The 24,113-nt window shown below is 68.7% G+C and carries 20 protein-coding genes; 2 read left to right on the forward strand and 18 right to left on the reverse strand.

Translation table 11 applies throughout. The features are described from left to right. Positions 1-4: 4 nt before the first annotated feature. The 17 genes from H5J31_RS20340 to H5J31_RS20420 form a co-directional block, all read right to left on the reverse strand. The gene (locus tag H5J31_RS20340; protein ID WP_181774195.1) at positions 5-898 is read right to left on the reverse strand and encodes a serine hydrolase; all 894 of its coding nucleotides are present in this window, start codon (positions 896-898) and stop codon (positions 5-7) included. Beyond that, positions 895-2,283, reverse strand: a complete 1,389-nt coding sequence (locus tag H5J31_RS20345; protein WP_181774196.1) for a serine hydrolase domain-containing protein — start codon at positions 2,281-2,283, stop codon at positions 895-897. The genes H5J31_RS20340 and H5J31_RS20345 overlap by 4 nt, the downstream gene beginning before the upstream one ends. 120 nt (positions 2,284-2,403) lie before the next feature. Next, the gene (locus tag H5J31_RS20350) at positions 2,404-3,315 is read right to left on the reverse strand and encodes a serine hydrolase (RefSeq protein ID WP_181774197.1); all 912 of its coding nucleotides are present in this window, start codon (positions 3,313-3,315) and stop codon (positions 2,404-2,406) included. A 168-nt stretch (positions 3,316-3,483) separates the two neighbouring features. Next, entirely contained in the window at positions 3,484-4,743 is a 1,260-nt protein-coding gene (locus tag H5J31_RS20355) for an MFS transporter (RefSeq protein ID WP_181774198.1), read from the reverse strand. 151 nt (positions 4,744-4,894) lie between these two features. After that, positions 4,895-6,568, reverse strand: coding sequence for a PucR family transcriptional regulator (locus H5J31_RS20360; protein ID WP_181774199.1), 1,674 nt, complete (start codon positions 6,566-6,568; stop codon positions 4,895-4,897). 76 nt (positions 6,569-6,644) lie between these two features. Beyond that, positions 6,645-7,751 carry an o-succinylbenzoate synthase gene (menC, locus tag H5J31_RS20365; RefSeq protein WP_181774200.1) on the reverse strand — a complete coding sequence of 369 codons (1,107 nt, stop codon included), beginning with the start codon at positions 7,749-7,751 and terminating at the stop codon, positions 6,645-6,647. Beyond that, positions 7,748-8,632 (reverse strand): GNAT family N-acetyltransferase, encoded by an 885-nt coding sequence (locus H5J31_RS20370; protein WP_181774201.1) that lies wholly within the window; start codon positions 8,630-8,632, stop codon positions 7,748-7,750. The genes menC and H5J31_RS20370 overlap by 4 nt, the downstream gene beginning before the upstream one ends. Before the next feature lie 31 nt (positions 8,633-8,663). Next, positions 8,664-9,806, reverse strand: coding sequence for a M20 family metallopeptidase (locus H5J31_RS20375; RefSeq protein WP_181774202.1), 1,143 nt, complete (start codon positions 9,804-9,806; stop codon positions 8,664-8,666). Further along, a complete protein-coding gene (locus H5J31_RS20380; protein WP_181774203.1) occupies positions 9,803-11,278 on the reverse strand; it encodes an amidohydrolase family protein in 1,476 nt (491 codons plus the stop codon). Before H5J31_RS20380 ends, H5J31_RS20375 begins: the two co-directional genes overlap by 4 nt. A gap of 121 nt (positions 11,279-11,399) precedes the next feature. Continuing rightward, complete coding sequence (locus tag H5J31_RS20385; protein WP_236005296.1) at positions 11,400-11,792, reverse strand: hypothetical protein; 393 nt, start codon at positions 11,790-11,792, stop codon at positions 11,400-11,402. 71 nt (positions 11,793-11,863) lie between these two features. Then, the gene (locus H5J31_RS20390) at positions 11,864-13,216 is read right to left on the reverse strand and encodes a GH1 family beta-glucosidase (protein WP_181774204.1); all 1,353 of its coding nucleotides are present in this window, start codon (positions 13,214-13,216) and stop codon (positions 11,864-11,866) included. Positions 13,217-13,261: 45 nt separating this feature from the next. Continuing rightward, positions 13,262-14,101: a carbohydrate ABC transporter permease gene (locus H5J31_RS20395; protein WP_181774205.1), complete on the reverse strand. Its 840-nt coding sequence runs from the start codon at positions 14,099-14,101 to the stop codon at positions 13,262-13,264. After that, complete coding sequence (locus H5J31_RS20400) at positions 14,094-15,050, reverse strand: carbohydrate ABC transporter permease (protein ID WP_181774206.1); 957 nt, start codon at positions 15,048-15,050, stop codon at positions 14,094-14,096. Before H5J31_RS20400 ends, H5J31_RS20395 begins: the two co-directional genes overlap by 8 nt. Next, positions 15,050-16,360: an ABC transporter substrate-binding protein gene (locus H5J31_RS20405; RefSeq protein ID WP_181774207.1), complete on the reverse strand. Its 1,311-nt coding sequence runs from the start codon at positions 16,358-16,360 to the stop codon at positions 15,050-15,052. The genes H5J31_RS20400 and H5J31_RS20405 overlap by 1 nt, the downstream gene beginning before the upstream one ends. 301 nt (positions 16,361-16,661) lie before the next feature. Then, entirely contained in the window at positions 16,662-18,053 is a 1,392-nt protein-coding gene (locus H5J31_RS20410; RefSeq protein WP_328701570.1) for a PI-PLC domain-containing protein, read from the reverse strand. Positions 18,054-18,078: 25 nt separating this feature from the next. Further along, complete coding sequence (locus H5J31_RS20415; protein WP_181774208.1) at positions 18,079-18,942, reverse strand: hypothetical protein; 864 nt, start codon at positions 18,940-18,942, stop codon at positions 18,079-18,081. A gap of 73 nt (positions 18,943-19,015) precedes the next feature. After that, positions 19,016-19,411, reverse strand: coding sequence for a peptidase inhibitor family I36 protein (locus H5J31_RS20420; RefSeq protein ID WP_181774209.1), 396 nt, complete (start codon positions 19,409-19,411; stop codon positions 19,016-19,018). A gap of 165 nt (positions 19,412-19,576) precedes the next feature. Here H5J31_RS20420 and H5J31_RS20425 point away from each other — a divergent pair, with 165 nt between their 5' ends. Beyond that, on the forward strand, positions 19,577-22,387 hold the full coding sequence (locus H5J31_RS20425; protein ID WP_181774210.1) for an AfsR/SARP family transcriptional regulator: 2,811 nt from the start codon (positions 19,577-19,579) through the stop codon (positions 22,385-22,387). Here H5J31_RS20425 and H5J31_RS20430 read toward each other — a convergent pair whose 3' ends face one another. Next, positions 22,388-23,044 carry a GntR family transcriptional regulator gene (locus tag H5J31_RS20430; protein WP_181774211.1) on the reverse strand — a complete coding sequence of 219 codons (657 nt, stop codon included), beginning with the start codon at positions 23,042-23,044 and terminating at the stop codon, positions 22,388-22,390. A 102-nt stretch (positions 23,045-23,146) separates the two neighbouring features. Between H5J31_RS20430 and H5J31_RS20435 the strand changes: the two genes are divergently transcribed. Continuing rightward, entirely contained in the window at positions 23,147-23,578 is a 432-nt protein-coding gene (locus tag H5J31_RS20435; protein WP_181774212.1) for a VOC family protein, read from the forward strand. The last annotated feature ends 535 nt before the right edge of the window (positions 23,579-24,113 follow it).

Genomic DNA, 24,113 nt, shown 5'->3' on the forward strand with positions numbered 1-24,113 from the left:
GGGGTCAGGTCTGCGCGCGGAGGTGGTCGACGGCGAGGCGGGCGGCCTCGCCGATCGCGGCGTCGACCGCGGGAAGGCGGTCGGCGAGGGATTCGGCTCGGGTGAAGACGGCGACGGCGTAGCGGCGACCGTCCACATGGGTCACCACACCCGCCTCGTTGCGGACGGCGGGCAGGGTTCCGGTCTTGGCCGCGATCGCGACCCCCGCCGGGAACCCGGACGAGATCCGGTGCGGCCAGATCTGCTGCGCCATGATCGTCCGGACCCGTTCGCAGGCGGTCGGGTCACCCGCGCGGTCGGTCCAGATGGCGTCGAGCAGCGCGGTGGTCTCGCGCGGTGTCGAGGAGGTGGTGCGCTCCGGGTCCACCACCGAAAGCTTCCACAGCTGTTCCTCGGTGGCCCCGGCGAAGACGGCTTCCAGATCGTCGTCCGGTTTCGCGCCGAGGTCGGCGATCACCGAGGCGAACAGGTCCTCGCAGCAGCCGATCAGCCGTGTCCTGGTGAGCCCGAGGTCGGCGAGCACCTGGTCGACGGCCGCCTGTCCGACCCGGTGATAGATCACGTCGGTCGCGGCGTTGTCGCTCATCGTCAGCATGAAATGCGCCAGGTCGCGCCAGCTCATCTCGACGTCGTCGGCGCAGCCGGCGGTGCCGATCCCGCCGATCCGGTACCGCGCGGTGACGCGAGTCCGTTCGGTTTCGTCGAGTCTTCCCGCGGCCACTTCCCGGGCGAAGGCGACCGCGACCGGGATCTTGAACACCGAGGCCAGCACGACGGGGTCGTCCGCGCCGACGCCGACCTCGGGTCCGCCGGACACGCCGACCTCGCGGGCATGTACGAAACCGCGTGCCCCCGCGTTCGCGAAGACGGCCTCGATCTCGGCGGCGATCGCCGTCACCGGTTCACCCGGCGGTCGGCACGGCCCGTGTGGACGAACAGCGCGCGGCCGGTGCCGTCGTCACCGACGAAGGCGTGCGGCATGTGCAGGCCCAGCCCGTCGTGTTCGGCGACCAGCGTGTCGCCCTTGTAACCCTGGAGCCTGCTCTTCTCCGGCGGCCCACCGAGTTCGGCGAAGATGCCCTTCGGTGTCCGTTCCAGCCAGAGGGCACCGTCCTCGTCCTGGCTCACGACGATGTCCGCGACCTGCGAGGAGTACTCGCCCACGAAACGGGACGCGTCGGCCGGGGCTTCGGCGGCGTTGGGCTCGGGCAGCGGGGGAACCTCGACACCGGCGAGATCGCCCAGCACCTTCCGGAAGATGTCCAGGTAGAGGTGCAGTGGCTTCCCGCCGTTGGTCAGGAGCGCGACGGCGACGTTGCTGCCCGGAACCACGCGCAGGAACGCCGACTGGCCGATGGTGCCGCCGTCGTGGCCGATCACCGGCCCGCCGTCCCAGTCGAAGATCATCCAGCCGAGCCCCCACGCCCCGCCCATCAGGCCGAGGTAGGGCAGTTCCACCTGCCGCTCCCACATGGCACGCGCGGTCTCGGGCTTGAGCACCTGCGTGCCGTCGTCCGCCCGGCCCTCGTTGAGGTGCATCCGCACGAAGGTCAGCAGGTCACGCGGGCGCATCGCGAGATGCGAGCCGGCGGGGGCGTTGGACCGGGTCAGCGCCCAGGCCGGCGCGGGAACCGGCGCGTCCTCGGGTGTCGGCTGGAGGTGGCCGATCGCGGCGCGGTAACGGATCGCGTCGTAGGGACCGGCCGCGGAGTGGGTCAGTCCGAGCGGCGCGAAGAGGTGGTCGCGCAGGCAGTCGTCGTAAGACTTGCCGCGCAGCACCTCGACGATCCGGCCGAGCACGCAGTAGCCGGCGTTGTTGTAGGAGAACATCTCTCCCGGGCCGAACAGCTGGGGTACGTCGGACAGCGTCGCGACGAGCTTGGCCACGCAGTCGTCGCCCTGGCCGGTGTCGGTGAAGATGTCCCCCTCGAATCCGGACGTGTGACAGGTCAGCTGCCGGACGGTGATCCGCTCGGCGGCGTCGTCGTCGGCGAGGACGAACTCGGGCAGGTAGTCGCGGACCGGCTTGTCGAGGTCGAGCATGCCCTCGTCGACGAGCTGCATCGCCAGCGTGGTCGTCCACACCTTGGTGATCGACCCGATCTGGAAGAGGGAATCCACTGTGGACTCGACACCGGTGCCGGTGTTCAGCAGACCGGCCGCGTGGTCGATCACCTCGCCGTTCGCGAAGACCGCGACGGCCGCGCCGGGAACCTGGTGTTCGGCCAGCAGGGCGGGGAGGTTCTGGTCGAGCCAGGCATCGATTTCGGAGAGTTTCGACATATGCGACCTCATGTCCGGGTGGGGGTGGACCGGCGTTTCCGGAATGCTAGGGCGGTGACGGGCGTCACCGGTTCGTGCGGAACGACGAGAGCGACGGGAAAATTCATCCGGGAGGACGAATCATTCGCTCCCGGCCTCGGGAAGCCTGAGCCATTCGACCGCCCGCGCGGCGGCGAAGCCGATGAACGCGTCCCGCTCCGGCACCCTCGACCGCGCGTCGACGGCGTCGGTGAAAATCCCTACCGCGTAACGGCCCCCATCCGGGTACTCGACCACGCCGACCTCGTTGCGCACGGACGGCAGGGTTCCCGTCTTGCCGCTGACCCCGATCGCGTCGTCCGGGAACCCGGACCGCAGCCGGTGCGGCCACACCTGGAGCTCCATCCAGCGCCGGACGTCCGCGCACGCCGTGGACGAGGCGGCCTCGTCGCGCCAGATCATCCCGAGCAGCCGGGTGATCTCCTCGGCGGTCGTGGCGCAGGTGTCCGCCGGCCGCAACGCGCGCAACGCGGTGAGCCGCTCCATCGGGAGTTCGGTCAGCAGCCGTTCGTCGTCCTCGTAGGAGATCCCGAGATCCTCGCCGATGGTGCCGAGCACCTCACCGCAGTCCTGCGGGACGTTGGTGACCTCGAAACCCAGACGCCGCAACGTTTCGTCGACGTTCGCCTTCCCCACCTTCGCGAGGATCAGGTCGGTGGCGACGTTGTCGCTGATCCCGATCATCAGGATCGCGAGATCGTGCCAGGACATCGTCACCTCGTGCCGGAAGGTCGCGAGGCCGTACGGGCTCGGTGTCGGATGTCCTGGTGGGACGGTGACGGGCTCGCCGAGGTCGAGCACGCCCTCCGCGGCCTGCCTCGCCAGTTCGAGCGCGATCGGGACCTTGAACACCGACGCCGTGACGACCGGCGCGTCCTCATCGACGCCGATCCGCCGCGTGCCGTCGATTTCGGCCGCGTGCAACCGGACCCGGACTCCCACCTCCTTCGCGCGGTCGTTGATCGCTTCGAGGGTTTCGGACACGTTGGTCATGAGGCTCCTGTCGTGAGCGGGGTGAGGGCGCAGAGGGGAAGTGGGGCGAAGATGTTGCGAAAGCCACTTTCGCAACGTTGAAGGTTGCGAAAGTGGCTTTCGCAACCCCTTCCGCGGGACCAAGCGGCCACGGGGTAAGCACGAGAAACGCCACCGGCGCCCTGCTGTCTACTGAGGACTCGCCGGAGAGAACTTGAACTGCGCCGGCGTCTGGGGAACCCAGAACGCCATCACGGCGGTGATCATGGTGGTGCCGATGAGGAAACTGAACGCGGCGGTGTAGGAAAACGCGTCGGCGAGGAAACCCATCGCCACCGGGGCGACCGCGCCGGCCACCTGGCCGCCGAAGTTCATCACCCCCATGCCGATCCCGGTGACCGCGGTGGGGAGGACACGCAGCGGCAGACCGAAAACGCACATCGTCGCCATGCCGAAGACCGCGAGGGCCAGCGTCTCGTACAGGGTGAATTCCGCGGTGGTTTCGGCGTTCACCATGAGGATCAGCAGTACGACGGTCACGAGCGCGATCGAACCGAGGTACCAGCGGCCGTGGTCGTGGAAGTAGCGGTCGAACAGCCAGCCGCCGAGGATGGTCGTGCCGATGCTGACCAGCATCGGGATCGCGGCCAGCACACCGGTCTGGTTCAGGGTCAGGCCCCGCGCCTCCAGCAGGTAGCTCGGCACCCAGGTGATCAGGCCGTAGTTCAGCATGTTGGTGGCGCAGAACAACAGCGTGAACTTCCAGACCACCGCGGATTTCAGCACCTGCTTGCGCGTCACCTCGGGCGGAGCGGCCTCGTCGCGCGGGAGGCTGCTCAGCGACTTCGGCAGTGCCTTGGGCAGGATCGCCCAGACGACGACACCGACGAGCGCGCCGATCCCCGCCATCCAGAAGAACGTGTGCCGCCAGCCGACGGCCATCAGGAGCGGGCCGACGATCAAGGGCGCGAGCCCCGCGCCGACCCCGCCGGCGGCCAGCATCACGCCGGTGGCGGTCGCCCGGTTGGCGGGTGTCGTCCGCTCCGCGACGGCCTTGAACGACGCGGCCGGGAAGAGTCCTTGGCATACACCGAAAAGCCCGCGGAATACGAGCAGCATGCCGAAGGTGCCCGCCATCCCGGTCGCCGCGGTGAACACCGACCACATCAGCAGCGTGACCAGCATCGGCCCGCGAGAGCCGTAACGGTCGGCGAGGAAACCGGCCGGGATCTGGCAGACCATGTAGACCAGGGCGAAGACGGTGACGAGCCAGCCCTGCTGGGTTTTGCTGAGATCGAATTCGGCGCCGATCATCGGTAGCGCCATCCCGATGGAGAACCGGTCGATGTAGTCGACCGACCAGGCGAACAGCATCACCACCATGGTGATGAGCGCCGTCCGGTTGATCCGCCGCGCTGTCCAGGTGTCCTCTTTGACCACTGTCGTCATGGCGCCTCCGCGGAAACGTTGGGAGAAAAGAAAACGACGCTGCGGTGTCGCGCCGATCACTCATTCTGAACAGGACCGTTCCGGCGGGGTTCGTGCGATCACACGAACATCCGGAGGTCTTTCGGGCCGGGTCGACCAACCCGGCCACCGGTCAGGATTCTTCGGCGGCGGGCGGTCCGGTCCGGGCGTCACGGGGCAGCAGGCGCAGTTGCAGCATGGCCGCGAACCGCTCCCCCGCGTCGTCGAGATCGATCTCCCCGACTTCGGCGAGCCGCCGCAGCCGGTAGCGGAAGGTGTTCGGATGGACGTAGGCCGCGGCGGAAGCGGCGCCGATGTCCCCGAAGGCGTCCAGCCAGCAGCGCAAGGTGTGCACCAATTGCGACTGATGCTGGACGTCGTAGGCGAGCAGCCGCGCGACGGGCCCGGTCGCGACGTCTCCCCTGGCGGCGGCGAGGTCGGCCAGTTCCAGCATGAGCGCGTCGACGTGGACGTCTTCGACGGACGCGACGCGTTTGGCGCCACCGTTGGTGAGCAGGACGCGCAACGCCCGGTCCGCGCCGTCGCGGGAGGCACGCAGGCCGGAGGCGTCGAGGGCGAGCGGACCGATCCCGATCGCGGCGGCCGCCCGCCGCCCGGTGCGTTCCAGGAAGGTGGACGCGACCCGCGTCGAACGTTCCTGGCAGTCGCCGTGGCTGCCCGGCATGGGGACGATGCCGTAGGCGACGTCGCCGACGAGGGCGACGGCCGACCGCGGCTGGACGGCGCTGAGGTGCATGGCCAGCGCGTCCGCCACCCGCTGTCGGTCCGCGACCAGGCGGAGGTCGTCGTCCGGGGCGGGCGCGCCGAGCAGGCCCATGGCGAGCACGATCGACGGCTGGCCCAGCAGACCGAGCCGCGCGATGGCCTCCGGCGCGCCGGCGCCGCCTTCGAGCGCCGTACTCACCAGGTCGGCACGCAACCGCCGTTCGACGTCGGCGCCCGCCCGCAGGCGGAGCATGTGGAGCGCGACGAGTTTCGCGGCGTCGATCAGCGCCTGCGTCCGTTCCTCGCTGAGCGGCTCGCGCACCGCCGCCCAGATCGACCCCAGCACCTCGTCGCCGGCCCGGACGGCGAGCGCGACCCGAGGAAGCGCGATCTCGTTGTCGTCGTAGCGTTGCGGGTCGACGTACACGGGCGTGTGCTCGCGATACAGCCTGTCGAAGACGCCGTCCCGTTCCAGACCGCGGGTGAACCGCTCCGGCACCTGGCGGCCGAGGATCGTCTCGACCCTGGACGGATCCGCCTCGTCCTGACGTCCGGAGAAGGCGAGGACCCGCGAGTTGCGGTCCTCGATGGTCACCGGCGCGTCGAGGAGCGCGGCGATCGCGTTGGCCAGCGCGAACAAGTCACCCGACGGCATTCCGCCGAGCGTCTGCGGCGACACGTCGCCGACGTCTCCCTCGGCGAGCAACGTCCGGAGCAGAGCGGCCAGCTGAGCCCAGGAAGCGCCGCGTGCGAGCCCGAGGAGGGCGACGCCGGACGAGTCCGCGGCGCGTTTGAGTTCCGGCGTCGGGGTGACGGGAGAGCGGACGACGAGCGCCACCGCGCCGCGCGCACCCACGTCGTGCAACAGGCGGGCGACCTCGTCCTGCTCCCGCACCCCGACGCCGAGCACGACGGCCTTGGCGGGAAACTCGGACTCGTCGTGCGGATCGTGGATGACCACGCCACCGAGCTGCTTGCGGGTGGTCCGGCCGAGCACGATCGGCTCCAGGAGCACGTCCCCGAGGTCCTCGAGGACGCGCCCCAGACTCGTATGCGGCTTGCTGGGCACCGGTGTCAGCACCCCCCGAAGTTAAACCCGGTCTCACCGAACCGACTGGTCCGATCCGACCAAATCTAACCCCGGAATTCGTAGCGCGCTACGAACCGATCCACGTTTTCGTCTTGGTGACCTCGTCCAGGAGGTCCGGAATCGGAGTCACGCCGAGGCCCGGCCCGGTCGGCACCGGCAGATGCCCGGCTTCCAGCACGAAGGGTTCGGTGATGTCGGTGCGGTAGAACCGGCCGGACGCCGAGGTGTCACCGGGAAGCGTGAAGCCGGGCAGCGAGGCGAGCGCGACGTTGGCCGCGCGGCCCAGTCCGGTCTCGATCATCCCGCCGCACCACACCGGGACGCCGTGCGCCGCGCAGACGTCGTGCACGCGGCGCGCTTCGAGGTAGCCGCCGACGCGGCCCGGCTTGATGTTGACGATCTCGCAGGCGCCGAGCTTGATCGCGTCCGCGGCCGCCCTCGCCGAGACGATCGACTCGTCGAGACAGATCGGGGTCCGGATCCGCTTCGCCAGTTCGGCGTGGCCGAGCACGTCCTCCTCTTCCAGGGGCTGCTCGATCAGCAGGAGGTCGAACGGGTCGAGCCGGGCCAGCAGGGGCGCGTCGCCGAGGGTGTACGCGGTGTTCGCGTCGACCTGGAGCAGCACGTCGTCGCCGAAGCGCTCCCGCACCTGGCGCACGGGCTCGACGTCCCAGCCGGGTTCGATCTTCAGCTTGATGCGGACGTAGCCCTCGTCGAGGTAGCCGCCGACGACGTCGAGCAACTGCGGGATCGAGTCCATGATCCCGACCGAAACGCCGCAGGCCACAGAGTCGCGAGTGGACCCGAGTTCGGCTGCGAAAGACCGCTCGTGCGCCCGGAGTTCGGCGTCGAGGACGGCCATCTCCAGGGCGGCCTTCGCCATCCGGTGTCCCTTGAACTTCGCCAGGAGCGGCGTCACCTTGTGGGCGGTGACGTCACCGGCCTCCAGCAACGCGGGGATGAGGTGGTTCCGCAGCACGTGCTCGGCGGCGTCGTTGTACTCCGAGGAGTAGAGCGGGGCTTCCATCGCGACGCACTCGCCCCAGCCTTCGCCCGACGGCGTCACCGCGCGGACGAGCAGCAGTTCCCGTTCGGACTGCGTCCCGAACGACGTCCGGAACGGGGCCACGAGCGGCATCCGGACCCGGCGTAGTTCCACACCGCTGAGTTTCACGACTGCTCCTTCGAGATCACGTACCAGCCGGCACGATCGAAACCGGTGACACGGGCGTTGTCCGCCATCAGTCCACCGAGGACTTCACGCAGCGCGACACGCCAAGCGGTACCGCGGCCGGGATCGGTGCGGCGTAAGCGTTCGATATCGGACGGGACGGCGACGAGCACGGTCGGCGAATCGGTGGCACAGACGATCGGGCCGCCGTCGGGGGCGACCGAGAGCGCCTTCGCCGCGCCCAGGACTTCCGCGTCGATCAGGACGGGTTCGCCGAACGCGGCTTTCCGTACCTCGGGACTCGTCAGGTCCCAGCCGACCATCAGGCGGTCGGTGTCGCCCGTGCCGTTGATGCTGTCCTCCATCGGCCCGTAGAAGTCGGGCAGGTAGCCGATCGGGTGCGCGCCGAGTTTCCCGAGGTTGAAATAGGCGTTACGGCGTACCAGCGGGTCGAACGTCCAGGTGATCACCGAGACGTCCTGCTGCAGCGCCCAGCCGCGCTGGTGCAATTTGAGCGCCTGCCCGATCCCCCGGCCCGCCCCCGCGTGGGCGACCCCGGCGATGTGACTGTGCAGACTCGCCTTGCCCGGATTCCCGAAGAATCCGAAACAGGCCCCCAGGAGTTCGCCGTGCTCGAACGCGCCCGCGACGTAGTTCCCGGCCGTGGACATCGCCCGGAGCAGTTCCGTGCTCACCGGGCGCGCACCGGGCGCGGTCTTCCAGATCGACTCGAACAGGCCGACCACCGCCGCCAGATCGGCGATCTCGGTGAGTTCGCGGATTTCGACGCGCGAAGCCACCGCCGCCGCCCGCGCGGCGGCGACTGCTTCGTCGCGCACCTCCCGGGAGACCAGGCTTTCCGCGTTCGTCGCAAGATTCGTCACGGGATGATCCTTTCCCGGTCACCGATCCGAGTCACCGTCGTGCCGTACCAGATTCGCCCGCGGGATTCGTCGTTCCGGACGGATCCCGCTTCGCGAGGACGTTTTCGACGAGCGCGGTCAGCAGAGCGGTACGCCGCGGCAGTTCCGCGACGACGACGTGTTCGTGGTCCGCGTGCGCCCCGCCGCCGACGGCGCCGAGGCCGTCGAGGGTGGGGATCCCCACGCCCGCGGTGTAATTGCCGTCCGACGCGCCACCAACCGACGCGGACGTCAGCTCGCCGAGACCGAGTTCGCCCGCCAGTTCCTGTGCCAGCGCGAACAGTCCCGCCGACGCGCCTTCTTCCAGCGGCGGACGGTTGATGCCGCCGGTGACCCGGACATCCGCGTCTTCCAGCACCGGGCCGAGTTCCCGCATGGCCCTGTCGACGCGGAGTTGTTCGGCCTCGTTCCATACGCGGACGTCGATCGCGACGCTCGCGGCGGCGGGCACGGTGTTGACCGTGGTCCCCGCCGAGACCACCGTGGGTGTCACGCTCGTACCGGCTTCGGGATCGGCGATCGCGGCCGCCGCGAGGATCTGATGCGCGATCTCGATCCCCGCGTTGATCCCCTTCTCCGGTTCGAGTCCGGCGTGCGCGGCACGGCCGGTGACTTCGATCCGATAGTGGGAAACGCCTTTGCGTCGGCATTTCAGCGCGCCGCCGTCAGCCGAGGCCTCCAGGACGAACGCCGCGTCGCAGCCTCGGACCTCTTCCTCGATCAGCCCACGGGACGACGGCGAGCCGATCTCCTCGTCGCCGGTGACCAGAATAGACAGTCCGTCACGATCGGGAACCGTCGCGGCGGCGTGGAGCGCCATCACGACCCCGGCTTTCATGTCGAAGCAGCCGGGGCCGCGCAGTACGCCGTCCCGCACGGAAAACGGATGCGTCTCCAGCGAACCGTGGGGCCACACGGTGTCGTGATGGCCGAGGAGCAGCACGCGCGGCGGCCCGTCGCCGAACCGCCAGCGGAGATGGGTGACCCCGTCGACGAGGATCCGCTCCGGTTCCACCCCCAGCAGCCTCACGCCCACCGCGGCCACCACTTCGGCGCTGCGGGCGACCGCGTCGTGATCCGACGACGGGGACTCGCACCGAATGAGCGTCTCGATGTCGGCGATCAGGTCGTTCATCGCGGCTCACCCCGCAGCGGCTTGCCCGGGAACGCGTCCGTGCGAAGATTTCCTTCGGTGACAACGGGAACGCCCGAAACGAACAGATGCCGGACGCCGACCGACGGCCTCGTCGGATCGAAGTACGTCGCCGCGTCGGTAACGCTGTCCGGGTCCAGCACGACGATGTCCGCATCGGCCCCGACGCCGAGCCGGCCCTTGGCCCGAGCGGCGGGCGCGACCTCGTCGAGAACACGCGCCGGCAGATACGAACAGCGCCGGAACGCCTCCACCCAGGTCCAAGCCTTGCTCTCGCGCACCATCAGGCGCAGCGTCTTGGCGTAGGTCCCTGCCGTCCGCGGATGGGTCGCGCCGCCCGGCGGGAGCGGCCATTCCGTGCTCTCGCTGGTGCCGTTCTTCCAGTACACGGGCAGGGCGTCGCTGGCGACGATGGCGTCGGGGAACGCGAGCGCCTGGTTCAACAAAGCGAGGTCGCGCGGGTTGCTCTCGTCGAGGAACTCCAGGATGCACGGCGCACCCGGCTCCTCGGCACGCACCTGCAGCAGGCGCCCCTCGTCGGCGATGCGCTCCCCCGACTCCAGCATGATCACGCTGGACGGCGAAAGCCCCTTCATCTTCAACCGTTCCGGTGACAGGAAGGCCGCGCCGATGCCGGTGCTGCCCGCCCCGTACGGGTAGGCCTCCACGGTCACCCGCGAACCGGCCGAGCGGCCGGACTCCAGCGCGGCGAGCACGCGGTCGATGTGGTGCCCCGACGTGCTGTTGACGTGGCAATGGTGCATGGCCGCGCCGGTCTCGGCAGCGACGATCGCGATCTCCTCGGAGCCGTCCGCGGGCGTCGCCGGGTCGACCTCGACCAGTTCGCGAACGTGCGTGTACGTGGGCGCCCCGGCCGCCTTGGCGAGCCGGGCGAGCGCCAGGAACTCACCGGGGTCCGTGAGGGGCGCGTAGCCGAGAAGCACACCGACCCCGAGCGCGCCCGCGGCCAGTTCACCCTCCACGAGGGACAACCACGCTGCCAGTTCGGTCGGCGAGGAAGACCTTTGCCAGGCCGGATTCCCGAGCACCGCGAGGCCGCTGTCGATAGTGGCGTCGGGCTCGATCCCGGCGAGCACCTGGGCCCTAGCGGAACCCCAGGACGCGGAGAAACCGTAGTGCAGTGGACGTCCCGCCGCGGCGGCCTCGGCATAGGCGCGCTCGATCGGCATCAGCCCGGCTTCGAGATCGAGCGCGGTCGTGACGCCGTCCATCGCCTGCAGCCGCTGGCCCGCGATGGTGTGCACGTGGCTGTGCAGGTCGATGAACCCCGGTCCGACGACGAGCCCGGAGACGTCGATCTCCGTATCGCCCGGTTCCGCGGGCAGACCCTCCCCCAGGGCGGTGACCACCCCGTCGACCACCAGCACGTCGGCCGTACCGTCGAAGCCCGTCGCCGGGTCGATGACACGACCGCCACGCAAGAGTGTCCGCATGCTTCGCCTCCTAGGATCGCCTCGTTCAAGGCGACCCTAGGAGGTTTCGCGAGCCGTCCGTTCGTAGCGGGCGACGAATCCGGGGCACCGGATCCATCCGCCCGCACGAACCGCCGGACGACTAGCCGATCGGGATGGACGTGCAGGCCGCCGCGCCGCGCTCCCTCGCCGCGCCCGCGACCATTTCGAAGAACCGCAGGCAGATCAGACCGCCGCCGTACGACTTCCTGATCGGGAAGCGCTTGGTGGTGGCTCTGTCCGTCACGCCCGTCCGGGGAGCCTCGCCGGGTGCGAACACCTCGAAGAAGCCGTACATCCCCTGGGTCCTGGTGCCACGGTAGGCATCCACGTACCCGACATAGGTGCCACCGCCATCGGTGATGTTGCAGAAGTAACTACCGCTGCACACCTTCTCCTGTGCCGCGGAAGCCGTTCCCGTCAGCACGGTGCCGGAGGCGGTGGCGGCCAATGCCCCGACGATCGCCAGCTTCTTCAGGTTCTCTTTCACTGCCATGTCTTCGACCTCTGTTCCTCGGATCGACACCCGGAGTGGGGTGGACTCTCACAGAGGGCGCTAAGCATCCACTAAGCGAGGAACTCCGGGCGGCCGTGGTGCTCGGCGATGATCTCGGCGTAACGGTGGCCGCTCGCCTTGACCGTGCGGACCTGGGTGTCGTAATCGACCCGGACCAGCCCGAACCGTTTGCTCAGCCCGCTGTCCCACTCGAAGTTGTCGAGCAGCGACCAGGCGAAGTAGCCCTTCACCGGCGCACCAGCTTCTGCGGCACCGGCCACCGCGCCCAGATGTTCCTCCAGGTACGCGACGCGGTCGGCGTCGTCGATCGAGCCGTCCTCGGCGACCTTGTCGTCGAAGGCCGCGCCGCTCTCGGTGACGTAGATGGCTCGCGCGCCGTATTCGTTGGCGAGACGGTGGATCAGATCCGCCAGACCCTGGCCGTGGATCTCCCAGCCCATCGCGGTGGTGGCGGCACCCTCCACCGGCACCTGACGGGCGCGCGGCGCGGCACCGTCCGGATCGTCCTCGACGATCTGGCGGAAGTAGTAGTTCAGCCCGTGGAAGCCGACCGGGGCCGAGATCACCTCGAGGTCGTCGCCGACCACCGGCGGCTCGACGCCATAGACCTCGATCATGTCCGCCGGGTAGCCGCGCCCGTTCGAAGGGTCGAGCCACCAGCGGTTGACGTGGCCGTCCATCCGGACCGCCGCCTCGACGTCCGCGGTGGAATCCGACGCGGGCTCGATGCCGCTGAGGTTGACCACGAGACCGATGTTCGCCGGTTCGGCGGCGTTGGCGGTGATCGCCTGCACGCCCAGCCCGTGCGCGAGCAGAAGGTGGTGTGAGGCGTGGATGGCCTGCTTGAGGTCCTTCACACCGGGCGCGAACCGGCCTTCGAGGTAACCGAGCCAGGCCGAGCACAGGGGTTCGTTGACGGTGTTCCAGTCTTTGACCCGGTCACCCAGCTTCGCCGCGACGACGGCGGCGTACTCGGCGTAGGCGTAGGCCGTGTCGCGCTCGGGCCAGCCGCCGTTCGCCTGCAGCGCCGAGGGCAGGTCCCAGTGGAACAGCGTGGCGAACGGCCGGATCCCGGCTTCGAGCAGCGCGTCGACCAGCCGGTCGTAGAATCCGAGTCCGCGCGCGTTGACCTCGCCGCGGCCGGTCGGGATCACGCGGGGCCAAGCCACCGAGAAGCGGTAGGCGTCCAGGCCCAGTCGCTTCATGATGTCGAGATCTTCGGGCCAGCGGCGGTAGTGATCGCAGGCGACGTCGGCGGTGTCACCGTTCAGGACGGCACCCGGGACCCGGACGAAGTCGTCCCAGATGGACGGGAGGCGGCCATCGACGTCGACGGCGCCTTCCACCTGGTACGCGGCGGTGGCCGCACCCCACAGGAAATCGGCGGGTAGGTGCAGATTCAAGGCAGACCTCTCTCGGACGAAGCGACGTGGACGGGATCTGGCGCGCTACTTCACGGCGCCGGCGGTGAGCCCGGCGACGAGATAGCGCTGGAGCAACAGGAATCCGGCGACGACCGGGACCGAGACGATCAGCGAGGCGGCCATGACCTGGTTCCAGTACACCTGCACCTGCGTGGAGTACTCCTGGAGACCGACGGCGAGGGTCCGTGTGCCGGAGTCGGTCATCACCGACGCGAACAGGACCTCGCCCCAGGCCGTCATGAACGAGTAGATCCCCACCGCGACGATGCCCGGCATGGCGGCCGGGATGACCACCCGGACGAGCGCGCCGATCGGCCCCGTGCCGTCGACCATCGCCGCCTCGTCCAGTTCCTTGGGGATCGAGTCGATGTAGCCGGCGAGCATCCAGATGGCGAACGGCAACGAGAACGTCAGATAGGTGATGATCAGCCCGAGCCTCGACCCGTAGAGGACGATGCCGGTGGCGTTGCCGATGTTGACGAAGATCAGGAACAGCGGCAGCAGGAACAGGATGCCGGGGAACATCTGCGTGGACAGCACGGTCATCTTGAAGAAGTTCTTGCCGCGGAACCGGTAGCGGCTCAGCGCGTACGCCGCGAAGATCGCGATCAGCACCGAGAGGATCGCCGCCGAACCCGAGATGACCAGGCTGTTCATGAAGTACTCGGCGAGCGGGATGGTGTCCCAGATGTCGAAGAACGGCTGGATGGTCAGCGTCGTCGGGAACCATTCCCATTTACCCTGGACGTCGCCGAGCGGTTTCAGCGACGACGAGACCATCGCGTACAGCGGCACCAGGGTGAACAGGGCGAGGAAGCCGAGGACGAAGCGGCGGGCCCACGGGACCCAGCGAGGTTCAGACACCTGCGTTCCTCCTCCGCGAGGTCAGTCCCAAGTAGACGGTGCTGACGATCAGGAGGAACACCAGCAGCAGCACCGACATCGCCGAGCCGAGGCCGAAGTTCCAGGTGACGAACGAGCTCTGGTAGATGTGGATCGAGATCAGGGACGCCTCCTTCGGCGCGGACGCTCCGAAGAGGACATACGGCGTGTTGAAATCGTTGAAGGTCCACAGGAACAGCACCAGCAGCAGCACCTGGTTGACCGGCCGCAGCATCGGCTGGGTGATCGCCTGGAACTGCCGCCACCAGCCCGCTCCGTCGATCGCCGCCGCCTCGTAGAGCTCCCCGGGGATGTTCTGCAGCCCGGCCATCACGATCAGGAACGCGAACGGCCAGTTGCGCCAGACCGAGACGACCACCAGCGACCAGAAACTGTTGTCCCCGATGAGCCAGAAGGAATCCGTGCCCAGCAGACTGTTCACCAGGCCGGTGTCGCGCTGGAACATGAAGGACCAGGTGATCACCGCGGCGTACATCGGCAGCGCGTACGGCACCAGGAACAGGGTCCGCAGCACGCCGCGTCCCCGGAAGTCCTTCTGCATCAGCACGGCGGCGGAAGTGCCGAACAGCCAGCAGAACCCCACCGAGAGGACGGTGTACAGGACACTGATCCAGAACGAGTCGAGCAGCGCCTTGCCCGCGGCGGAGTCGAAGTCCAGGACGAACTTGTAGTTGTCGATCCCCGCCGCCGGGGCGGAGGTGAAGTCCCGGATGTAGAACTGCGTCAGCTTGAAGAAGCTCATCGCGAGCCCGGCGAGCATCGGGATCAGGTGGACGAGCAGTTCGAGCAGGATCGCCGGAAGCAGCAGCAGATACGGCAGCGCGACCCGGCGGCGTTTACGCCGGGTGCGCTGGGGTCCGGGCGCCCCGGCCGCCTTCACGGCCGGGGCGCTGTCGAGCGTGGTCGGCATCAACTACCGGCCGCGATCTGCTGATCCGCCTGGTTCAGCTGGTCCCGGATCTTCGCGCCGTCGACGGGTTTGCCCGCGGCGACGTCGGCGAACATCGCCTTCATCGCGGTGCCGATCAGCGTCTCGAACTGCGACTCCTGCGGCACCTGCGGCATCGGCTCGGACGAATTCGCCAGCACGCTCTGGAAGACCTTGACGTCCTCGGTCTGGAACGCCGCGTCGCTGTAGGCGTCCTGGACGGTCGGCAGCGAGCCGTAGGTCTTGTTGAGCAGCGCCTGCTCCGGCGCCGAGACCATGAACTTCACGAAGTCCAGTGCGGCGTCCGGGTTCTTGGTGCCCTTGAAGACCGACATGTTGATGCCCGCGACGAAGCTCGTCACCTTCCGGCCCGCCGAGGGTGGGGTGGCGGGCAGCGGGATCGGCGCGACACCGAGGTTGGCCATGTCCATCCCGATGTTCTTGAACGAGCCCGCGGAGGCCTGGTTCATGAACATCGCGGCCTTGCCGTCGGACAGGTCCTTGAGAGACTTGGCGGTGTCGGCGTACTCCGCGTTGGACGGGTTGACGATCTTGTCCTTCTGCATCAGGTCGACGAACTGCTGCACGGCCGCGACCGAGGGGTCCGAGGCCAGCTGCGGTTTGCCTTCCGGGCTGAAGAACTGCGCGCCTTGCTGGGCGCCGAGGATCGCCGCGTGGTGGCTGTTCTCGGTGACCTGGCCCGCCTGGAGCGAGAGACCCCACTGGCCCTTGTCGGGTTTGGTGAGCTTCTTGCCGTCCTCGACGAGCTCCTCCCAGGTGGCGGGCGGCTTGGTGATGCCGGCCTCCGCGAAGAGCTTCTTGTTGTAGTAGAGGCCGTACACCTGACCGTAGAGCGGTACGCCGACCGGCGGCTGACCGTTCGCCCCGGTGGCCGCCAGCGACGGGCCGAGGAACCGCGACTTGCCGCCGACCTTCTCCAGCGCCGCGTCGTCGAACGGCAGGAACGCCCCGGTGGCCTGCAGCGAGGCCGACCAGGTGTTGCCGATGTTGAGCACGTCCGGGCCCTTACCGGAGGTGGTGGCCGCGAGGATCCGGTTGAGCAGATCCGTCCACGGGACGACCTCGAGCTTGACCTTGATCCCGGAGGCCTTCTCGAACTTGTCGAGTTCGGGCTGCAGGACTGCCTTGTCGTTGTCGAGACTGGTGCCCTGATTGGACGCCCAGTACACGAGCTCCTTGGGAGCGCTGGACGACGTGTCGCCGCCGCACGCCGTCGTGGCGGCGGCCGCCAGCGCCAGGACGAGCGCGGGAGCGATCTTTCCGATTCGCATCGATGGTCCTCGGGGTGAGTGGCCAAGCCGCGTACCCGTGTGTGACACGGGACACGCCTTATTTCAGGGCTTGAGTTAAGCCTTGGTCAAGCTTGCCGTCAAGCCCCTGAACGCCATTTCGTCCCCGGTGGCGCCGGGGTTGGCGATTGCCACGTCAGCCGGGTTATCGGTGGATTGGCACCGTACTACCCGGCCGGGGGTTCCGCCCAGGGTCGAGGTCCCGCCTCCAGACGTCCGTGAAGGCCTCCTTACCTACCTTGAGAGTAGGGAAGGAGGCCTTCACGGACTTGCGATCCCTGGACTACCGCACCGCGCCCGCCGTCAGCTCCAGGTACCAACCCTCGTACGGCCGGTTCGTCGCCGGATAGTTCGCCAGTGGCGACGTCGCCTGCCCGGCCGAGTCGAAGTCCCAGCCCCGCACGACCCGCCCGGCCTGCCTCGACGCCGTGATGAACGACTTGCTCCCGGCCGGCGCCGCGTAGAACAGCGCGTCCTGCTTCAGCTCGGCACTGTTCCCCTCCTGGAACTCGACGAAGGCGGTCTGTTCGTACCGGATCCGCTGCCCGGTCACCCGGTCCGTCGAGTACCGCAGAGTCTGCGCGGACGACGCCCCGTCGGCACCGGTCCACACCGAGACCCGCGAAGAACCCCGCGTCGCGACGGTGACGTCGTACCGGGCATCGGACGTCTTCGCGTTCCCGCTCCAGACGACGCCGTCCCCGTCGAACACGCCCTTCCACGCCCAGTTCTGGCTGCTCCCCTGGCTGCGGTGGATCTCCCGGACGGTGGTCGACGCGGGATCGGTGAACCGCACGGTCGGCAGCACGCCGGAGTCGTACTTCCGGCTGATCGACCAGGTGATCTCCCCGTCCGAGCCGAGCTTCCCGGTCCGGTACCAGAGCGCGCCGGACCCGGAATCGTGCACCTCGACCAGCTGACCGTTGTCGTTGAGCGCGACGGCGGGCGTCTTGCCGGTGTCGAACCGGCCGTGCCGCAGCCAGGTCACGCGTCCGTCCGCGCCGTAGGTGCCGGTCCAGTACCAGAGCGAGCCCGACCCGGAATCGTGCACCTCGACGATCTGCCCGCGCCCGTTCAGCGCGACGGCCGGGTGGTAGCCGACGTCGCGGCGGTATTCGGTGCGGCTCTTGCCGTCACCCGAGAGCAGCGTCAGCACCTTCCCGCGCAGCGCGTCGACCGAAGGCAGCCCCGACGGGTGGTCCTTGGCGAGGACGAGCCTCGAACCGAAGACCCCGGCCAGTTCCTTGTTGAGCGCGGACAGGTTCCCCGCCGCGAACGACGCGTTGTCGGTCAGGTCGTCCTTGAGATCCAGCATGACCACGATCGGCGCGTGGTCCGGATGCGCGGCCGACCAGGTGTCGACGGTCCGGAGCCACTCCCGGAGGCCGTTCGACGCGGGGTTCCCACCGCTGTGGTCGACCTGATGCCCCGGGCTGTCGTGCCCGACGCCGTAGTCACCCGACGAGCCGTAGCCGTTGTCGTGGATGTCGAGTTCGAGGTACCGGACGCCGCGGTCCAGCTGATAGGGCAGCGAGTTCTTCGCGCCCTCGACGTTCCCCGAATAGCTGTTGTGCGTGGCCTTGAAGACCGCCGACGCGAACGGCGTATCGGCGGCGGCCGTCCCGCCGCTCACCAGCACGGACACCACCGACAGCACACCGAGCAGGGTCTTCACGCTGATTCCTCACGTCGGGGACGGGTCACGAAGCGATGCGCCGCGAGGCCGCCAGCGTCGCTTCCTTGGCCGCCTGCAACTGCCGGAACCGCTCGGGCTCGGCCTGGATCAGCCGGTTCTGCCAGGCCGTCTCGGCGTCCCTCCAGGCGGTCACCAGCCCGGTGGAATGTTTGCACCGAACGTCGGCGAGCGCGACCTTTCGCTCCTCTTCGCCGATCTTCGACAGTTCGAGCTTCCATTTCGGATCGCCGCTGGCCGACCGCGGGACGTCGTAGGAGTACCCCTCGCGAGCCATGCAGTCCTTCCACGCCGCCTTGGCACGGACGACGGCGCCGGCCTCCTCGGTCTCGTTGAGGGACTGCTCGTTCCGGTCACCGAGCCACTCGGTGTCGGCCGCGGGCACGTTCTCGGCGAGTTCGGCGTCGGCCTTGCCGTAGCAGCCGGGATCGTCCTCACCGGTGCCGTAGATCGCCAGTTCCTGGTCCCGGGGGACCTCGCCGTTCCATTTGTTGTTCTTCTTGCCGCGTTCCTTGCCCTCGTCGGTCGTGGGCAGGTGGTAGCCGAACGTGGCGACGAGGCCCTCGTCGAGCACCCCGTAACGCCTGCTGTTGTCGTAGAAGCCCGCCGCCTCCGACGCCGGCTTGGGCTCCGGCATCGTGAAGTCGATGCCCTGGTCGCGCACGCATTGGCCGACCAGGCGGTAGCGCGCCAGTTCCCGGGTCTGCTTCTCCTGCGGCGTCCACTGATACCGGTCGAACGGCAGCGCGAGACGGAACGCCGGGGCGGCGGGCGCGGGCGGCGCCTCGTCTTCGCCCGCGCACGCCGCGAGCGGGAACAGCGCGGCCGCGATCACGACCGCGGCGAACGAACCGCGTTTGAGGAAAGTCATCGCGTTGCAGAGCCTTCCGGGAAAGGACCGCAGGGCCCGGACTGGGGAGCCAGGCCCTGCGGAGTCATTCGGATCAGTCGCACCAGCTGTCGATGGACGACGCGCGGTTGTCGCCGACCGAGTTGTTCGCCAGGAAGCCGTCGTTGGCCCCGTTGGAGAAGTCGCTGTTCGCGCCTTCCCAGGCGATGTGCTGGTAAAGGGTGATGGTGCACCCGCGACGGTTCTTGATCGAGCTGGTCTCGTTGTCCATGTTGTCGTTGGACCCGACCCAGTTGTAGTCGTTGAAGTTGCGGACGTTGCCGCGGAAGTCCCGCCAGTGGTTGGTGTTCCCCTGGTTGTAGTCGTTGTTCTCGAACAGGCAGATGTTGCCCGAGCTGCAGCTGCCCGCGGCGTTGGCGGGCGTGACGGCGAAGCCCATCCCGGCCACGGTGGCCGCGGTCACGAGAACGGCGGCGACACTCTTGCGCATGGAATCTCCCTTTTCTCCTCGCCCGGTTCATGGGCAGGACAACCGTGCCCGGGCGCGGCTGAGCGTCTGTTGAGCGGATGTTGAACACCGAGGTGACGGCAAAACTGCCGTCGACAAAGTGGTGACCTGTATCCAGGAACGGACAAAGACGAATCTGGGGGCGAAGTGACAGTCCGGTTCCGAGTGCTCGGCACGATCGAGGCCTTCGTCGACGGCCAAGCCGTCGACCTCGGCCATGCCCTGCAACGCTGTGTGCTCGGCGCCCTTCTCGCCGACGCCAACCGGCCGGTTTCCACCGATCAGCTCGCCGAACGGGTCTGGGCGGACCGGCCACCGCACCGCGCCCATCGTTCGCTCGCCAGCTACCTCTCCCGGCTGCGCAAGGCTTTGGCCGGCGCGGGCGACGTCGAGATCGGCAGACAGGCGAGCGGATACGTCCTGCGGGTCGATCCGGACGCCGTCGATCTGCACCGTTTCCGTTCCCTGCTCGCCCGGGCCCGTTCGGGCGGGGATCCGGCCGGATACGACGAGGTCCTGCTCGACGAGGCCTTGGATCTGTGGCGTGGTGACGCCTTCGCCGACATCGACACTCCTTGGTGCGCGACGATGCGCCAGACCCTCGAAGCCGAACGTCTCGCCGCCGAACTCGACCGCACCGACCTCGCGCTGTGCCTGGGCTCGCACAATTCGGTGCTGCCCGAGGTCTCCGCACGCGCGGCGGCCCACCCGCTCGACGAACGGATGGCCGCGCAGCTGATGCTCGCGCTCTACCGCGCCGGGCGGCAGGCCGATTCCCTGGACCATTACCAGCGCACGCGACGCCGTCTCGCCGACGAGTTCGGCGCGGACCCGGGCGCCGAACTCCGCGAACTGCATCAGCGCATCCTGACCGCGGACGCCGGGCTCGACGTCGTCCAGCCCTGCCTTCCCGCGCCACGGCTGCCACCGGAACACCGGACGTCGCGGCAGACCCCGGTCCCCCGGCAACTTCCCGCGCCGCCGAGGTGTTTCGTCGGCCGGGACCGGGAAATGGCGGCTGTCACCGACGTCGTCGAAGTGCGGGGCGAGACGATGCCGGTGGCGACGATCATCGGCCCCGGAGGTATCGGAAAGTCCTCGCTCGCCCTGCGCTGGGCGCACCAGAACATCGACCGCTTCCCCGACGGACAGCTTTACGTGAACCTGCGGGGCTTCGACCCGTCCGGCACACCGATGCCGCCGATGGTCGCCGTGCGGGGTTTCCTCGACGCGCTCGGCGTCGCCCCGTCCGCGATCCCGGTCGACGAAGACGGCCAGGTCGCGCTCTACCGCAGTCTGGTGGCGGACCGCAAGCTGCTCATCCTGCTCGACAACGCGCGCGACAGCGCGCAGGTAGGTTCGCTGCTGCCCGGGACCGAGAGCTGCGCCGTGCTCGTGACCAGTCGGAACCGGCTGGCCGGTCTCGGTGTACTCGGCGCCGGACCGGTGGGTTTGGACCTCTTCGCCGAGACGAGCGCCAGGGAACTGCTCGCCCGTCATCTCGGGAAGTCCCGCGTCGAAGCGGAATCCGGCGCCGTCGACGAACTCGTGCGCTGGTGCGCCGGGTTACCGCTGGCGGTCGGCATCGTCGCCTCACGAGCGGCGGCCGAACCCGGGTTCCCCTTGGAGATCCTGGCCAAGGAACTTCGGGACACCAACGCGCGGCTCGACGCTCTCGACGCCGGAGATCTGAACGCCAGCGTCCGCACGGTGTTGTCCTGGTCCCGTGACGCACTGGAACCCGAAGTGGCCCAAGCGTTCGTACTGCTGGGGATGGCGCCCGGCCCCGACATCGGGCTGCCCGGGGCGGCCGCGCTGGCCGGACTGGACCGGCCGTCGGCCCGCGTCGTCCTGCGGACCCTGGTCGGCGCGCATCTATTACAGGAGCACGTACCCGGTCGCTATCGGATCCACGACCTGGTGCGGTTGTCGGTCAGCGAACTGGCCGACGACGCGGCGCGCGAAATCGCCTGTGAACGGCTGACCGGCTACTACCTCGGCACCGCCGAGGCAGCGGCACGCGTGCTGCGGCCCGGGAGGTCGCCGGAAGCCGGTGGTCCGGTCGCCTTCAAGAATCGCACCGCCGCGCTGGCGTGGTTCGACGCCGAGCACACCTGCCTGCTGTCCGCGCTGAAGAAAGGCGTGGAATTCGGCGTGCATACGGCGGTGTACTCCATCGCCGACGCGCTCACCGCGTTCCACGTCGTCCGTGGTCATCTCCGGGAGGACGTCACCGTCTGGCAGGCCGCGCTCGACGCGGCCCAGCTGATCGGAAAACCGGTCTCGCTGGCCAAAGCGCATCTCGGACTCGGCACCGCGTACGCGCGCGTCGGCGAATACACCGACGCCTTCGACCATCTGCGCGCGTCACTCGCGCTGGCGGGCCAGGCGGACTCCGTCGGTCTGCTCGCCGACGTCCACCGCGCGCTCGGCTGGCTCTGGGATCAGCGGAACTCGCCGCGCCGGGCGTTGCCACACGCGCACCGCTCCCTGCGGCTCTACCGGGCGGGCCACGACAAGATGAGCGAGGCCGACGCGCTCAATTCGGCGGGACGGCTCTACGCCAGGCTCGGGCGCCCCGAACGTGGGGCGTGGTTCTGCGAACAGGCGCTCCTGCTCGCTCGCCGCTATCGGCACCAGCGAGCCGAAGCGGTGACGCTGGACAGTCTCGGCTGCATCGCGCAGCAGGCCGGCGAGCACGCGAAGGCGCTCGGCTACTACCGCTCCGCGCTCGAACTGGTCCACGAAACGGCCGGCGCGTACGACGAGGCGGGAATCCAGGCGAACCTCGGCGACGCGTACCACAAACTGGGGAACGTCGGGGAATCCCGTCTCGCCTGGAACCGGGCTCTCGAACTCTATTCCGCGCAGCATCGCACGCGGAACGCCACGGCCGTCCGGCTGAGGCTGCAGGATCCGGCCGTCGCGCCGTCCGGCTGGATGAGCATCGCCCTCTGACTACTTCCCGGTGAGCACGTCGAGGGCCTGCCCGCGATGCGCCGCGAACAGTTCGAGCGCCTTCTCGCCGTCACGAGCACGAAGGGCCGACGCCAACTGCCGATGTTCCGCCGGGATGCTCGTCAGGTAGCCGTCGGAATTCACGCCGATCCGCGTGAGCAGGAACAGGTGCACCTGTGAGCGGATCGCCTGCCATGCCTCGATGAGCCGGCTGTGTCCCGAAGCCGCGTAGACCGCGTCGTGGAAGTCGATGTCGCAACGCACCATCTCGTGCTCGTCACGCGCCCGGTCCATCCGCCCGACGATCTCGTCGATCCCGGCGAGGTCCGCGTCGGAGGCGTTGACGACCACCAGCTGGACGGCGAGTTGTTCCAGCGCCGAACGAAGACTGTCGAGTTCGGCGACGTCCACTTCGGACAGTGCCGTGACGATCGCGCCGCGATGCCATTCGCTGCGAACGAGACCTTCGCGCTCCAATTTGAGCAACGCCTCGCGCACGGGTCCGCGGCTGACCCCGAGCGCCGCCGAAAGCTCCACCTCACGCAGCTGCGCGCCGGGCGGATAGGCGCCGCCGAAGATGGCGTCCCTGACCCGGTCGGCGACTTCGTCGGCCAACCCGCGACGACGCGCCGGCACCACCCGGCCGGGTTCGCTCATCGTGATCCTTCCTCTGGGCGGCCCGATCGTAGCGGGCCCACACTTTGTCCTAATGTTAACATTGCGACAAGAACACGTCCCGCTGGAAAGGATCCCCTGGGTATGACCGTCCTCGACTCCCCCATCCCGCGCTTCCACCTCGCCATGCCGGTCGACGACCTGGCCGCCGCCCGCACCTTCTACGGCGACGTGCTCGGCCTCGACCAGGGCCGCAGCTCCGAGACCTGGATCGACTGGAACCTGCACGGGCACCAGTTCGTCACGCATGTCGCGCCGGAGCGCCCGCAGCGGATCCACAACCCCGTCGACGGCCACCAAGTTCCGGTCCCCCACTTCGGCCTGATCCTCACCGTGCCGGAATTCCAGAAGCTGGCCGACCGGCTTCGCGCCGCGAAGACCCAGTTCGTCATCGAGCCCTACGTGCGGTTCGAGGGACAGACAGGTGAACAGTGGACGATGTTCCTGCTGGACCCGGCGGGCAACGCACTGGAGTTCAAGGCCTTCGCGGACGACTCGCAGGTGTTCGCCGCCTGACCCGAACCGCATTTATCGAGGGGTACGGCAAAGGTGGCGTGGTCGGTGCCGATCGTTGCGTCCGGCCACGAGGCGGGTGTTGCGAAAGCCACTTTCGCAACGTTGAAGGTTGCGAAAGTGGCTTTCGCAACTCAAGTGGGATAGTGGGCAACGGGGTCGTTCGCCGGGGTGACTGCGGGCGCGAAGGCGGGACTCGCGTGCTTGGGCCTGGATCTCGTGTGCTCGGAGACGGGACTCGCGTGCTTGGCGACGACATTCGGGTGTGCGGCGTCTGAGCACGCGAGTTCCGTCTCCAAGCACGCGAGATCCGTGTCTGGGCACGCGAGTGCGGTGTCGCGTCACGCGGGCCGGCGCCTCGCCCGCGTCAGGGACACGTTCGCCTTACCCCTCAATAGTCCTCTGAATGCGGTTCGTAGGTCAGCGTGCGTCGGGAACGGGGCCGGCGAAGAGCTCCGCGAGGTCCTCGAACCGGACCACGGCCACGGCGCCCACCGCACCGACGGCGGCGGCGAGGACGGCGGCGACCGGCTCCAGC

This window comes from Amycolatopsis pittospori (assembly GCF_013870525.1).
Classification (GTDB): Bacteria; Actinomycetota; Actinomycetes; order Mycobacteriales; family Pseudonocardiaceae; genus Amycolatopsis; species Amycolatopsis pittospori.

Coding starts and splice junctions, on each gene's coding strand:
- H5J31_RS20420 (WP_181774209.1), bottom strand. CDS start 19,411: ATGCGCAAGAGTGTCGCCGCCGTTCTCGTGACCGCGGCCACCGTGGCC.
- H5J31_RS20355 (WP_181774198.1), bottom strand. CDS start 4,743: ATGACGACAGTGGTCAAAGAGGACACCTGGACAGCGCGGCGGATCAAC.
- H5J31_RS20415 (WP_181774208.1), bottom strand. CDS start 18,942: ATGACTTTCCTCAAACGCGGTTCGTTCGCCGCGGTCGTGATCGCGGCC.
- H5J31_RS20345 (WP_181774196.1), bottom strand. CDS start 2,283: ATGTCGAAACTCTCCGAAATCGATGCCTGGCTCGACCAGAACCTCCCC.
- H5J31_RS20430 (WP_181774211.1), bottom strand. CDS start 23,044: ATGAGCGAACCCGGCCGGGTGGTGCCGGCGCGTCGTCGCGGGTTGGCC.
- H5J31_RS20380 (WP_181774203.1), bottom strand. CDS start 11,278: ATGCGGACACTCTTGCGTGGCGGTCGTGTCATCGACCCGGCGACGGGC.
- H5J31_RS20375 (WP_181774202.1), bottom strand. CDS start 9,806: ATGAACGACCTGATCGCCGACATCGAGACGCTCATTCGGTGCGAGTCC.
- H5J31_RS20435 (WP_181774212.1), top strand. CDS start 23,147: ATGACCGTCCTCGACTCCCCCATCCCGCGCTTCCACCTCGCCATGCCG.
- H5J31_RS20405 (WP_181774207.1), bottom strand. CDS start 16,360: ATGCGAATCGGAAAGATCGCTCCCGCGCTCGTCCTGGCGCTGGCGGCC.
- H5J31_RS20350 (WP_181774197.1), bottom strand. CDS start 3,315: ATGACCAACGTGTCCGAAACCCTCGAAGCGATCAACGACCGCGCGAAG.
- H5J31_RS20385 (WP_236005296.1), bottom strand. CDS start 11,792: ATGGCAGTGAAAGAGAACCTGAAGAAGCTGGCGATCGTCGGGGCATTG.
- H5J31_RS20400 (WP_181774206.1), bottom strand. CDS start 15,050: ATGCCGACCACGCTCGACAGCGCCCCGGCCGTGAAGGCGGCCGGGGCG.